Annotated in this window: 9 protein-coding genes; 7 read left to right on the top strand and 2 right to left on the bottom strand. The window is 49.2% G+C overall.

Features of this window, described 5'->3' with window-relative positions; genetic code table 11:
- The coding region (locus tag CWB98_RS06235) for an IS3 family transposase (protein WP_138544048.1) at positions 1-804 on the top strand (804 nt) is incomplete at its 5' end.
- Positions 805-1,201: 397 nt separating this feature from the next.
- Here CWB98_RS06235 and gorA read toward each other — a convergent pair.
- A complete protein-coding gene (gorA, locus tag CWB98_RS06230; RefSeq protein WP_138544047.1) occupies positions 1,202-2,563 on the bottom strand; it encodes a glutathione-disulfide reductase in 1,362 nt (453 codons plus the stop codon).
- A 254-nt stretch (positions 2,564-2,817) separates the two neighbouring features.
- Between gorA and prlC the strand changes: the two genes are divergently transcribed.
- The 6 genes from prlC (at position 2,818) to CWB98_RS06200 (ending at position 12,454) form a co-directional block, all read left to right on the top strand.
- Positions 2,818-4,863: an oligopeptidase A gene (prlC, locus tag CWB98_RS06225; protein ID WP_138544046.1), complete on the top strand. Its 2,046-nt coding sequence runs from the start codon at positions 2,818-2,820 to the stop codon at positions 4,861-4,863.
- A gap of 157 nt (positions 4,864-5,020) precedes the next feature.
- Positions 5,021-6,160 (top strand): response regulator transcription factor, encoded by a 1,140-nt coding sequence (locus CWB98_RS06220; protein WP_138544045.1) that lies wholly within the window; start codon positions 5,021-5,023, stop codon positions 6,158-6,160.
- Between the two features lie 86 nt (positions 6,161-6,246).
- The gene (locus tag CWB98_RS06215) at positions 6,247-7,002 is read left to right on the top strand and encodes a class I SAM-dependent methyltransferase (RefSeq protein ID WP_054014482.1); all 756 of its coding nucleotides are present in this window, start codon (positions 6,247-6,249) and stop codon (positions 7,000-7,002) included.
- 712 nt (positions 7,003-7,714) lie between these two features.
- Positions 7,715-9,640 carry a methyl-accepting chemotaxis protein gene (locus tag CWB98_RS06210; protein ID WP_138544044.1) on the top strand — a complete coding sequence of 642 codons (1,926 nt, stop codon included), beginning with the start codon at positions 7,715-7,717 and terminating at the stop codon, positions 9,638-9,640.
- Positions 9,641-9,780: 140 nt separating this feature from the next.
- Entirely contained in the window at positions 9,781-10,779 is a 999-nt protein-coding gene (locus CWB98_RS06205) for a DUF4350 domain-containing protein (RefSeq protein ID WP_138544043.1), read from the top strand.
- A gap of 115 nt (positions 10,780-10,894) precedes the next feature.
- Positions 10,895-12,454 carry a bifunctional GNAT family N-acetyltransferase/carbon-nitrogen hydrolase family protein gene (locus CWB98_RS06200; RefSeq protein ID WP_138544042.1) on the top strand — a complete coding sequence of 520 codons (1,560 nt, stop codon included), beginning with the start codon at positions 10,895-10,897 and terminating at the stop codon, positions 12,452-12,454.
- Positions 12,455-12,459: 5 nt separating this feature from the next.
- Here the strand turns inward: CWB98_RS06200 and CWB98_RS06195 are convergent, their stop codons facing one another.
- On the bottom strand, positions 12,460-13,317 hold the full coding sequence (locus tag CWB98_RS06195) for an alpha/beta hydrolase family protein (RefSeq protein ID WP_138544041.1): 858 nt from the start codon (positions 13,315-13,317) through the stop codon (positions 12,460-12,462).
- Positions 13,318-13,377: the final 60 nt, after the last annotated feature.

Raw genomic sequence — 13,377 nt, 5'->3', positions numbered from 1 at the left:
GATGTTCCGCGTTCAAGTTATTACGACTATAAACATCGAGTGAAGTCTAACAATACCGATGAACTTGCGTTACGAGCCAGGATAAACGAGCTATTCACATTAAGCCGGAACTCAGCGGGCAGCCGAACAATCATGGCAATGCTGGCTGACTCTGGAATAAAAGCAGGCCTTTTCAAAATCAGGCGCGTTATGAAGGGTATGCAGCTCATATGCAAGCAACCAGGTTCACATAGCTATAAAAAAGCAACCGTTGAACGGCTAGATATACCTAATCGTCTAAACAGGGAATTTGATGTTAGTTCACCAAATCAAGTGTGGTGCGGTGATATTACCTATATCTGGACAGGAAGGAAATGGGCCTATCTGGCTGTAGTATTGGATTTATGCACACGCCGTGTAGTGGGCTGGGCTATGTCTTCTCAACCAGATGCCAACTTAGCCGTCAAAGCGTTAGACAGAGCCTATGAACAAAGAGGTCGGTCATCGGGCGTGCTGTTCCATTCTGATCAGGGCTGTCAGTATGTTGCCACAAAATTCAGGCAAAAATTATGGCGCTATCGTATGACTCAAAGTATGAGTCGCCGGGGTAATTGTTGGGACAACGCACCAATGGAAAGGCTATTTAGGAGTTTAAAAACAGAGTGGGTTCCGTCAACAGGCTATGATTCCTTCAAAGAAGCTGAAAGAGATATTAGTTATTATTTAATGAACTACTACAACTGGCAAAGGCCGCATAGTAACAATGAAATGCTTGCGCCAGCAGTTGCGGAAGAAAAACTTTATTTACTGTCCGGGATTAGTTGACCACTACAAAGTGGAACTTGAACTGGTATGTGGGCTTTAGCCTTTTTATAGGAGGGAACTCATCCCAACTTAAAGAGTTAGCTTCTAAATATGACCAGTAAGCAAGAAGCGCCCTTGAATAAGAATTTATGTCTTTTAGTCTCTTGCAGGCTACCAGGTCAAAAAACCAAGCATTCACAGGGTGAACGAATTTTGCTTCAGACGTGTATAGGGTTGGTAGGGATACTAAACCTTCTGATTCAGTTTCTTGATCTTTTACCTTCACCATAGCTGAGCGAATAAGCTGAGCCATATTTGCCTCTGTCTAAAATAAAAAAGCCAACTAACTTCAAGCTTAAGTATAGCTGGCTTTTGAATTTTTCCAGATTTTTAAAAGTGTAGTGCTAAGTTTTCTACACTAACCTGTCATAGTAACAAACTCTTCTGACCCCGTCGGGTGAATTGCCACTACCGAATCAAAGTCTGCTTTGGTGGCGCCCATTTTCATGGCTACGCCAAAGCCCTGGATCATTTCATCTACGGCAAAGCCGATGCCGTGCAGGCCAACGATTTTTTCGTCCTCACCGGCACACACCAGTTTCATTTTGCATGGCTGGCGGTGCTGGGTTACTGCGGTATACATGGCCGCAAAGGTCGAAGTGTAGACCTTGATGTTGTCTTCACCGTACTGTGCGATGGCTTCTGGTTCGGTCAGGCCGATGGTGCCGATGGGCGGATGGCTGAAGACCACAGTCGGGACCAGGTTGTAGTCCATTTTGGCGTTGGGCATATCCGGGTTAAACAGCCGCTCTGCCAGCATACGACCAGCTTTAACCGCGACAGGGGTCAGCTCAATGCCGCCATCCATAATGTCACCCAACGCATAAATGCCAGATACCGAGGTGTTCTGATATTCGTCTACTTTGACGTAGCCGCCTTCTGTGATGGCCACATCGGTGGCAGCCAGGTTGATTTTATCAGTCACTGGCTCACGACCAATCGCCCAGATCACTTGCTCCACTGTGTGTGACTCGCCGTTTTCCAGGTGCAGCGTCACACTGCCGTCGTCGTTTTTGTTCAGTGATTTAGGCACGCTGTGGGTGTGTAGTTTGGGCCCTTCTTTGTCCATGACTTCGGTCAGGGTATCGACCAGGATAGGATCAAAGGTACGTAGCGGGGCATGTTTACGCACAAACAGATGTGTTTCTGTGCCCAGGCTGTGTAGTACGCCTGCCAGTTCAACGGCAATGTAGCCTGCGCCAATCACGGCTACGCTTTTGGGTTGTGCCTTGAGCTCAAAGAAATCATTAGAATCTATACCCAGCTCCGCGCCTGGGATATTCGGAATAGACGGGCGGCCACCCACAGCGATACAGATATGGTCGGCGGTGTAGTGCTCACCGTTGACTTCAACCGTGTTGTTGTCGACGAATTTAGCAAAGCCATTGATCACGGTCACGCCATTGCTGGCCAGGTACTTGTTGTAGCCCTGGTGAATACGACCAATGTAGGCTTCGCGGCTTTCAACCAGTTTGCTCCAGTCGAAGTCTTTAACTTCTACATCAAAGCCATAATCCGGTGCGTACAGCTTAATGGCTTCGGCCACCTGGGCACCGTGCCACATCACCTTTTTGGGCACACAGCCCACGTTTACACAGGTGCCGCCCATATGCTTAGCTTCGATGAGTGCCACTTTGGCGCCACGCATTGCAGCGCGGTTGGCTGAGGCAATACCACCGCTACCGCCACCAATGGCGATATAATCAAAATGTTGTGCCATGATTAATTCTCTATAAATGCTGATAAATGGCACTAGCTTAACACTATATTAGCCGGGGCAAAGTCCGGTGGGATAAATTTTTCCGATAGAGGTCATCGCTTTTTTCGATGGCACACGGATAAAGTCCATCAGGTCAAACTAACACCGACTGAACAAACCCCGATTTAATTTGTCCGGATTGGCTGGTGTACCTTGTTTTTTTTAAAGAAACACCCCAAATACAAAAGATAATCAAAGATCAACAGAGAGGCGTTATGACTAACCCGTTAATTGGCATGGAAGGCTTGCCACCGTTTTCAAAAATTAAACCAGAACACGTTGTGGAGGCACTGAAACAAGCCATCGCACATTGCCGAGACACCATAGACGAGGTGCTGAAAAACGATTCATACAGCTGGGAAAACCTGGTGCTGCCACTCGAAGAAGCCGACGATAAGCTGTCGCGCATGTGGTCGCCGGTTTCGCATATGCACTCGGTGGTTAATAACGATGCATTACGTCAGGCATTCGATGCTTGTCTGCCTTTGATCTCAGAATACAGTACTTATGTAGGTCAACATCAGGGCCTGTATCAGGCATACAAGTCGCTCAAAGAATCAGACACCTTTGCAACACTGAGCACAGCCCAGCAAAAAACCTTAGAAAACGCATTGCGTGACTTCAAGCTGTCGGGCATTGCGCTGGCACCAGAACAACAAAAGCGCTACGGCGAGATCAGTGCGCGTTTGTCTGAATTATCGTCTAAGTTTGGCAATAATGTGATGGATGCGACACAAGCCTGGACTAAGCATGTGACCGACGAAGCTGCGTTATCAGGTCTGCCTGAGTCCGCACTGGCACTGGCGGCACATACAGCGCAAAGCAAAGAACTTGAAGGCTGGGTGTTCACGCTGGACATTCCTTCGTACCTGCCGGTCATGACGTATGCTGATAATCGTGAGCTGCGTGAAGAAATGTACCGTGCTTATGTGACCCGGGCGTCTGATCAAGGTCCGAATGCCAACGAATTTGATAACTCAGAGTTGATGAGCGAAGAGCTGGCACTGCGCCATGAACTGGCTCAATTACTGGGTTTTGACAGCTATGCGCATAAATCACTGGCCACTAAAATGGCACAATCTCCTGAGCAGGTATTTGCTTTCCTGAACGATTTGGCGCTACATGCCAAGCCTCAGGCCGAAAATGAGCTGGCAGAGTTAAAAGCATTTGCAGAAAAAGAGTACGGAGCCACAGAGCTGGCTGCCTGGGACTATGGCTATTATGGCGAGAAGCTGAAACAGGCCAAATATGCTATTTCTGACGAAATACTGCGCCCTTACTTCCCGGCAGATACCGTGTTAAATGGCTTGTTCGAAACCGTGAACCGTCTGTTCGGTATTAAAGTGACTGAAATTCAGGACTTTGATACTTATCACCCGGATGTGCGCTTCTTTGCAATTCACGACGCACAAGGCACTCTGCGTGGTCACTTCTATCTCGACCTGTATGCCCGTGAGCACAAACGTGGCGGCGCCTGGATGGACGACTGCATGGGTCGTAAAGTACGTGCCAGTGGCGAGTTACAAACGCCAGTTGCCTACCTTGTGTGTAACTTCAATAAAGCGGTAGGTGATAAACCTGCACTGTTCACTCACAACGAAGTAACCACTTTATTCCATGAGTTTGGCCATGGTATTCACCATATGCTGACTCAGGTTGATGCATCAGCGGTTGCGGGTATCAACGGGGTAGCCTGGGATGCGGTAGAGCTGCCAAGTCAGTTCCTGGAAAACTGGTGCTACGAAGAAGAGGCACTGGCGTTTATTTCCGGTCATTATGAGACGGGTGAGCCATTACCAAAAGCACTACTGGACAAGCTGCTGGCGGCGAAAAACTTCCAGTCAGCCATGCAGATGTTGCGTCAGATAGAGTTCTCTTTGTTTGACTTCCATATCCATGCGGACTTTGACCCGGCCAAGCCATGTCAGATCCAGCACACTTTGAATGCGGTCAGAGAGAAGACTGCAGTCGTCAAGGCGCCGGAATTCAATCGCTTCGCACACAGCTTTAGCCATATTTTTGCTGGTGGTTACAGCGCAGGTTACTACTCGTATAAATGGGCTGAAGTGCTGTCGGCTGATGCGTTCTCGCGTTTTGAGGAAGAAGGGATCTTTAACGGTCAGACAGGTACCGATTTTATGCAGCATATCCTTGAGAAAGGGGGATCTGAAGATCCTATGACGCTGTTCACGCGTTTCCGTGGTCGTGAACCCAGTGTCGACGCACTGCTGCGTCACAGTGGCATCGAAAAAGCGGCATAAGCCGTCTTTCTGGCGGCTTTTTGAACATCTGTTCCCCGCATGCCGCCAGACCTGACTTAAAAACACCACATAAGTCGTTTGTGTGGTGTTTTCCATTCGCAAATTAGACAGTTCGCGCTATGCTGTTTTAGAGAACCAACCTTGTAGGGACCGCTGCATGAGCAATTTAGTACTGGCCATTGATGACGATAAACTGGTACATCACATTGTCGAACAATCCTTATTGCACAGCTGCAAAGTTATCCACGCATATAGTGGCGAAGAAGGGCTGAAAATGGCCCAGGAGCAACAGCCAGATATTATATTGCTCGACATAGAAATGCCCGGCCCATCGGGCTTTGAAGTGTGTGAGCGGCTCAAAGCGAATCCTCAGTTGTGTGATATTCCGGTGATGTTTTTGTCGTCTAAGAGTGCCATTTCTGAGCGAATGCGCGGCTACAATGCCGGCGGGGCCGACTATATTGTTAAGCCTTTCGACAGCGATGAAATGCTGGCGCGCATTAAGGTGCTGGATGAATACCGTCGCCAATCGCTCAAGCTTAAGCAGGATGTGCAAAAAGCACAGATCACAGCCGAAATCGCAATGTCGGATTCTGGCGATATGGGTCGGATCATGCGTTATGTGGGTCAGTCCTATCATGCTCATGACCTCAATACCCTGTCTGAGTACTTTTTTGAATTTTTTGTACCCTTGCAATTGCAGGTTGCGGTGGCGTTCTGGTATCACGAGGGCGAAGTTTTTTATTCTCAGGAAGGCGCCATTCAGCCACTGGAGCAGGAGCTGCTGGAGAAACACCGCGATGGCGATCGTTTTGTGGATTTTGGTCGTCGCACCATTATTAACTATCCCAAAGTATCTTTGCTGATTAAGAACATGCCGATGGATGACGTAGGATTATATGGCCGTTACAAAGATTTATTGCCGCATATTCTGGAAGCCACCAATGCCAAAATTAAGGATATGGAAGTCAGTGAGGTGGCTTTGAATAAAGTAGAGCAAATTGGCCTGGCGTTTGAGTCGCTGAGCGATCAACTGGGTGATGTTGCCACGGCATTTAACAGCAAGCTGACTGAGTTTTCGGCGTATGTGGCCGATGAGCACGCCAATGGCAAGCAGGCTGAAATAAAACAATTGTATGAGCACTTTTCACTGGTTAATGATGAATTCTCGATTATTCGCTATAAACTGGGTGAAATCACCGAAGTTCGGCATGAACTTATCCAGAGTTTAAACCAGATGGCTAAACCCTGGGGTGAAGAAGACGTGCCAGCACAGACAGATATCGAGCTGTTTTAATCGCAGCTCAGCATGCGCAAGACAGAGATTTCATAACCGTGATGATCCAGATATAATCTCTGCGTTACTATTTGCGGAGCCTGCTGTTGATCATCCATACCCCTTTTGCCGAAAACCGTCCTTATTTAGCGCGAATTGAACAACAGTTTGCCTTGCAAACCTGGCAGCAGGACAATCCTAATTTTCGTTTAACCTTTGATGAGGCCGGATTGCAGCTATTAAAGCTTGATGAGCCTAAGCTGGGGGGTATCCGGGTTGACTTTGTTACGGGAGCGAGCGCACATCGTCGTAAGTTTGGCGGTGGTAAAGGGCAGGCCATAGCGAAGGCGGTGGGGCTAAATAAAGGGGCAACTCCTGTGGTACTGGATGCCACTGCGGGGCTAGGGCGAGATGCCTTTGTGCTGGCAGCGCTGGGCTGTGAAGTGATCTTACACGAGCGCCACCCGGTTGTGGCGGCGTTGTTGTTTGATGGTCTGGAGCGCGCTTATCAGGATGCTGAGATAGGTAGCTGGATGCAGCAAAATATGCGGATGGTGTTCGGCTCCAGCCACGATCTGCTCGCACAGAGCGAGCTACAGCCAGATGTGGTGTATCTGGATCCTATGTTTCCGCATCGTGAGAAATCGGCGCAGGTTAAAAAAGAAATGCGGGTGTTCCAGTCTTTGGTCGGCGGAGATGCCGACGCCGATGCCTTACTACCGTTTGCTCATGCACTGGCATCGAAACGTGTGGTGGTCAAGCGACCCGACTATGCGCCATTTTTGAATGAGCAAAAACCCAGTATGCAGATCGAAACCAAAAAGAACCGCTTTGATGTGTATGTTAAAGCGGCAATGAAGTAATACCAACCTCCAAAATTCTGCTTGTTATCTCGCACTCGATTTGAGCGCTAAGAAACAGGCGGCTCATCCGGTCATCCCGCACTTGATGCGGGAACTACCAGCAGACGGCTCAGCAGATCACCCATGGCACCAACACCAAACCCACCTCCGGTCTTCCCGCACTTGATGCGGGAACTACCAGCTGGCGGCTCAGCAGAGCACCCATGGCACTAACACTAAACCCACCACCGGTCATCCCGCACTTGATGTGGGAACTACTAACAGACGGCTCAGGGGGGCATTGGTGGCCGATACAAAATGCTCATGGTTCCCGGCTCGGGGGCCGGGATGACAAAGGCTCGGGGGCCGGGATGACAAAGGCTCGGGGGCCGGGATGACGGAGGTTGTGAATCATCGATACCGTATTCAATGGCATTGAGCTGGTATATCGGCAGAGTAGCGAGCGGCAGAGCCCCTCAGTCAGGACCACACGTAAAGTCATAAAAATGGATGTCCAAACAGATTTTGACTACAACAGAAAGACTGCCAAAGCACCTGTCAGAGCTGCTTGTCATCTGTATGAAGTAAAGTTCCTGTAAAAGGTATTTACTTCTTCTACGCCAAAAGTATGTTTTTAAAATTGGCTGGTTGATTTCTGAGCAATCTACATCAAACTGTCATAAAACATTAATAGTCTACGCCCGAATTTGAATCAATATGGCTGTAGTATCTAATGCGTGTTTCTACTTTTACTCGGCTGCTTGCCGTGTTACTGGCTCTGGCCAGTATCGTGCTGGCCGCCACTTTGTTCTGGGCCAGTCAGGTCTTTAGTGAATTAGACAAACAAAACAACGCTTATGTTACGCTGAAAAACACCATACTGATCGATCTTGCCGGTACGATCGAAGATTATCTGAGCACAGGTGACAGCCAGGAGCTCAGCAAGGCCAGCGAACAAATAGCGACCCTCAAACAGCATCAATTGACAGCGTTGCCTTCAGTGCTTGCTTCTGACATGACGAATCAACTTGATGCACTCGATAGCGACATTAATGGTAAATACCGTGCCCTTGGTAAGCTGTCGGGCAATGAAATGGCGCTGCTGGACAACGCCATCAGACAAATGTCGGGCTCGGCATCCTCTTTAATGAGCTATACGGCCAAAGCTCCTGATCATCCGCTTGCACCACGCTATTACGCGCTGGCATCAGATTACTATGGGGAAGTCAGCAACCTCAGTATTTACACCTATCAACTGGTGATCCACTTTGAGCAGCAAACACGTCAAAACCTGTTAAACAGCGTGCGTCGCCTTCAGGATTTGGCACAGCAGATAGACCGCCTGGCCGACTTAGGGGTAATGAGTGAAATTGACGAAGACGAGTTATTTCTGGGGGCTGAGGCAGAAGATTTAGCATTGGAGATCAAAGCAGAGTTGATCAGCTGGCCTAAGCGTTTCAGTCGCGACCTGGAAAATACCTTGGCTCAGGCTGAACAGCGCCAGCAAGGCATAGCTCAGCTGCGAGGGGATATTAAGGCGATTTCTGCCTTGGTACTGAGTGCTGAAGAAGCCCTGCAGGCAGAGCAAAATACACTTAAGCAAAACGTCTTTACGATTTTTGGTGTGGCCATTGGTTTACTGGTGTTGTTGGCTATTGCTGTGTATATCGTGCAGTTTAGTCAGGTACTGACGCCACTTCGCCAGCTCCGCAATGGCTTTGCGTTCCTGATAGAAAGCAATGAGCTGAAAAATATCGACAGTCAGAATGCCAATACTGAGATTGGCGAAATAGCCAGTTACTTTAATCAGCTGATTGAACGTCAGCGTGGTGAAGCGCAGGAACGGGAGCAAATGCTGGCGGTGATCAATGACTTTATGCAGGATATGAACACCAATCTGGCCAGTATCAGTGAGCTGGCAGAAACCACCTCCTCTCAGGTAGAGCAGAATCAGCATCAGCTTGATGAGATCAAAGCGCTGGGTTCAGAGGCCAGTGAAATTAATCAGCAGGTCTCGGATAACGCCAGTGAAACTTTCTCTGCGATGAAGCAAAGTGTGAGCTATGCCGAGTCAATGCTCAGCGCAAGTTCCAGTACCCAGCAACGAGTGGAGCAGGGTTTGTCCAGTCTCAACGAGCTGTTAAACGGGGTGGCTGATGTGGGCAAAGTGATTGAAATGATCCGCACCATTGCAGAGCAAACCAACTTGCTGGCACTGAACGCGGCCATTGAGTCGGCGCGTGCCGGGGAACACGGACGAGGGTTTGCAGTGGTGGCTGATGAAGTACGTAAGCTGGCTCAGCAAACCCAGGACTCGTTGTCAGACATCAATGAACAGCTGAATATTCTCAGCGATAACTCAAGCAAAGTGTCGTCGCAGATCAGCGCACTGGCAGACGAAGCACAGCAACAAACTGAACATGCCCAGGAACTGAAGAGTAATTCCGAAGGGGTTGCTGAGCGCGCTCAGGGGGCCAGCCAGGTGGCTGAGCATGCCATGGAGCTGGCTCAGCAACAAAGTTCGCTGGTAGATAACTTCAGCAGTGCGATGGCCCTGATGAAACAACAGGTGAACGGCTCAAATCAGCAGGTAAGGGATATTCAATGCAGCTTGCAGGAGCAGATGATTAAAATTCGTGAAAGTATTGGTATTCAATAACTCACATAGATGTTCTTTGCTCGCTGACATAATTCATTGATGTCGGCGAGCAGCTGCTCACCTTTTCGTCTATTTCTGGTAACTTGCCGATATCTTTGCTACAACTTGGCCATGCGTTATCTGCTATTAAGGACAGCAAGATGAATTGGTTAGTTAACACGCTGACGGCAAGTTTATTTGCTCTGGCTCTGAGCGCCTGCTCCGACAGTGCACAACAAGCCGACCCTGATTTCACTCCGCAAAACACCGAGCGCAGCTTTTTATCCGACAATAGTCCGGTCGTTTTTATCGATGAAGCTCACCATAACTTTTTAACCATGAATGGCCGTTTCCGGCCTTTTACGCAGGTACTACAAAGTGATGGCTATACGGTTAAAGCGAGCAAGGTTGCGTTTAGCGCTGCGCACCTGAATCAGGCTGATATTTTAGTGATAGCCAATGCGCTGGACAAACACCGGGCTGACTGGAATCCCCCCTTTGGCAATGCCCTGACCATGCAAGAAGTCACAGTGGTGACAGAGTGGGTTAAGCAAGGTGGCGCGTTGTTTTTAGTGGCCGATCACACGCCGTTTCCTAAAGTGATAGAAAACCTGACCCATGCACTGGGGTTTGAATTCAGCCATGGTCACGTAGGTAATGCACAGTTCACAACTCATGATAATACCTTAGCACAGCACGCAATTACCTTAGCGATCGTGCCTGCGCTGAGAAAGCTGCCTGGTGCGGCATCCATGACAGGGTTTGGTCTGACGGGCGCAGTGGGTGGTGCAGCTTCAGCGGCAGCAACAGACCAATCGACAGGTCAAATCGAACAGGTTCGCTCGTTTGGCGGCTCGGCATTCAAAGCGCCAGAAGGTGCGATTTCATTGCTTACACTTGGCCCGCAAGCTATGTCGGTTAACCCTCAGGTTCCTTTTCAGATCACGGCGGACACGCCACGTATGTCTGTGGATGGCTGGAGCCAGGGTGCCGTACTTGAGCTTGGTAAAGGGCGGGTCGCCGTATTTGCCGAAGGCATGATGTTTTCCTCACAAGTGGATACACAATCAGGAGAAAAATATGGGCTGGCCTCAGAAGGGGCTGAGCACAATGAAGGGTTTTTACTTAATGTGATGGGTTGGCTCGCAAACGCCGAGTGATCGTCAGGGCATACTACGGGTGACTTGGTGTGTCAGTTTGTGAGCCGATTTAGTAGCGACTATCTTTATCAAGGTGAGTGTCTTACAAAAAAGTTGAAAGCAAGCAGGAGTAATAATGAGCGACAGTAACTTAACTGAGAACTTTGAACATAAACTCAATCTGCGCAGCCTGGAGGTGGAGGATTATGCAGATCTTAAAGAGGTGATGGGGATTGTTTACCCTGATCTGGGAGGCGCCCCGTCAGAGAAGCAGTTCAAGGCTCAGCTCAGCAGCTTTCCCGAAGGTCAGATCTGTATTGAAGACCATGGTAAAGTGGTCGCTGCGGCATTCTCCCTGATTGTGGATTATGACAAGTTTGGCGACCACCATACCTATGATGAAATCACCGGTGACGCCTATCTCACCACACATGATCCGCAGGGAGATGTGCTGTACGGTGCCGAAGTCTTTGTGCACCCTGACTATCAGGGCATGCGTTTGGGGCGTCGTTTGTATGAGGCCAGAAAAGAGCTATGCCAAAACCTAAATCTTAAATCGATTGTGGCCGGTGGGCGCATTCCTAACTATCAACACCATGCGAGCGAGATGTCACCACAAAAGTATATTGAGCTGGTAAAGAAAAAAGAAATCTACGACCCCATACTCAGCTTTCAGCTGTCTAACGACTTTGAAGTAAAGCGCGTACTCAATAAATACCTACCGGAAGACAAAGAGTCCAAAGGGTATGCAACCTTACTGGAATGGACCAACCTGTACTACGAGCGCCATGAATCTCCTTTGTTTGGTGCGGTCAAAAAATCCGCCCGAGTGGGCTGTGTACAGTGGCAGATGCGTCCGCTTAACTCCGTTGCAGAGTTGACTCAGCATGTGGAGTTCTTTATTGATGCACTGGCCGACTATCAGTGCGATCTGGCATTGCTGCCCGAGTTGTTTAATGCGCCATTGATGGGCATAGAAGCGCACGACAACTCGCTGGACTCCATCAAAGCACTGGCTGCGTTTTCCAATGACGTGGTGGAAGCCATTTCCCATTTGGCGGTCAGCTACAACATTAATATTATCGCAGGGTCAATTCCGGTGATAGAAGACAAAGCACTCTATAATGTGTCTTATTTTTGCCGGCGCGACGGCACCATAGAATCGCAAACCAAAATTCACCCGACCCCGTATGAAAAAAGTGCCTGGATCATGCAAGGTGGCGACAGCCTGAGTGTGTTTGATACCGACTTTGGCAAGATTGGTATTCTGATTTGTTACGATGTGGAATTCCCGGAACTGGCGCGGCTGTTGTCAGAGCAGGGGATGCAAATCCTGTTTGTGCCTTTTTGGACAGATACTAAAAATGCCTATTTGCGGGTACGTTGTTGCGCGCAAGCCCGTGCCATTGAAAACGAATGCTATGTGGTGACGGCGGGCAGTGTGGGGAACCTGCCCAAGGTGGATGGAGCCGATATTCAGTACGCTCAGTCAGCGGTGTTTTCTCCATCTGATTTTGCGTTTCCTCACGATGCGACTATGGCTGAAACCACCCCGAACACAGAAATGACCTTGATTGTCGACTTAGACCTGGAGAAACTGCATGAACTGCGTCATGAGGGGTCTGTCAGAAACTATCTGGACAGACGACGGGATCTTTACCGCATCAACTGGCTGGGTGAACAAAAAATTAAGTAAACGGGCTATGCGCTGTGTTGGTATAGCCAGTTCACCACGTCCGGCCACAGAGATGCCGCATGTTGTCTGCGAAAAAAGCCGAAGTGACCGACTCGGCCACCGTGTTGTGCGCTCGACTGAATATGCTCTATCTGTGTACTGGCATTGCGGTAATAGCTAGCCAGCGCATTGACTGCTCTAGGCGGCGCAAATGCCTGATCGTCGTCAATCTGGATAAACTTCATCGCGCAAGTCAGGCGCTCAAACCCATCTCGAATAGGTTGTCCGGCGTTATCGACTATATAATGCGGGTTGCGGCCCCAGTAGGCCCATTGTCGGGCAATGCGTTCCGGTAAGCATTCTCCACCGAGCAGGCGTCCAGGCACTCTGCCTAGCAACAAAGACAAGACAGGGATCACCGCATACCAGAGGGTAAATATTTTTGGTTTGTGAAAAGCTTCCCAGTGTTTCCAGTATCCGCTTTGTGATGCAATGCAGTAGACGCTTTTCAGGTTACTGTTGTTGTCGGCCAGCCCGACCAGCTGGCCTCCAACGCTATGACCAATGCAATGCCAGTTGAGCTCAGGATAATGTGTTTGGGTCCAGTCAATGATGGCAGCAAAGTCAAAGGCGCCCCAGGCATGCATTGTCAGGCGCGGATCGCGGAAGTTAGCGATGGCAGATTTGCCAATCCCACGGTAATCATAAGTGATCACGGCGAAGCCCTGCTGGGCCATAAAGGTTGCAAAGGCTTGGTAGTAGGTTTGTTTAACGGCGGTTGCGGAGTTGATCACAACACCCCCTGTGATTGGCTTATCTGGTAAGTACAAAGTTGCGCTCAACGCTATGCCATCCTGAGTCTGGATTGTGATTTCTTGCGTCATTTTAGTGCTCCGTGACTGTTTAAGTATTCAGCGGGTCTGTCTGAAGCGTTGATATTAGCA

Origin of the sequence: Pseudoalteromonas rubra (genome assembly GCF_005887115.1) — a bacterium.
GTDB classification, from domain to species: Bacteria; Pseudomonadota; Gammaproteobacteria; order Enterobacterales; family Alteromonadaceae; genus Pseudoalteromonas; species Pseudoalteromonas rubra_F.
The sequence above is the reverse complement of the archived record's forward strand: the minus strand, read 5'-3'. Positions and strand labels throughout refer to the sequence as shown.

Excerpts from the sequence above, each read along its gene's own strand:
- CWB98_RS06195 (WP_138544041.1), bottom strand. The coding sequence starts at position 13,317 with ATGACGCAAGAAATCACAATCCAGACTCAGGATGGCATAGCGTTGAGC.
- CWB98_RS06220 (WP_138544045.1), top strand. The coding sequence starts at position 5,021 with ATGAGCAATTTAGTACTGGCCATTGATGACGATAAACTGGTACATCAC.
- gorA (WP_138544047.1), bottom strand. The coding sequence starts at position 2,563 with ATGGCACAACATTTTGATTATATCGCCATTGGTGGCGGTAGCGGTGGT.
- prlC (WP_138544046.1), top strand. The coding sequence starts at position 2,818 with ATGACTAACCCGTTAATTGGCATGGAAGGCTTGCCACCGTTTTCAAAA.
- CWB98_RS06205 (WP_138544043.1), top strand. The coding sequence starts at position 9,781 with ATGAATTGGTTAGTTAACACGCTGACGGCAAGTTTATTTGCTCTGGCT.
- CWB98_RS06200 (WP_138544042.1), top strand. The coding sequence starts at position 10,895 with ATGAGCGACAGTAACTTAACTGAGAACTTTGAACATAAACTCAATCTG.
- CWB98_RS06210 (WP_138544044.1), top strand. The coding sequence starts at position 7,715 with ATGCGTGTTTCTACTTTTACTCGGCTGCTTGCCGTGTTACTGGCTCTG.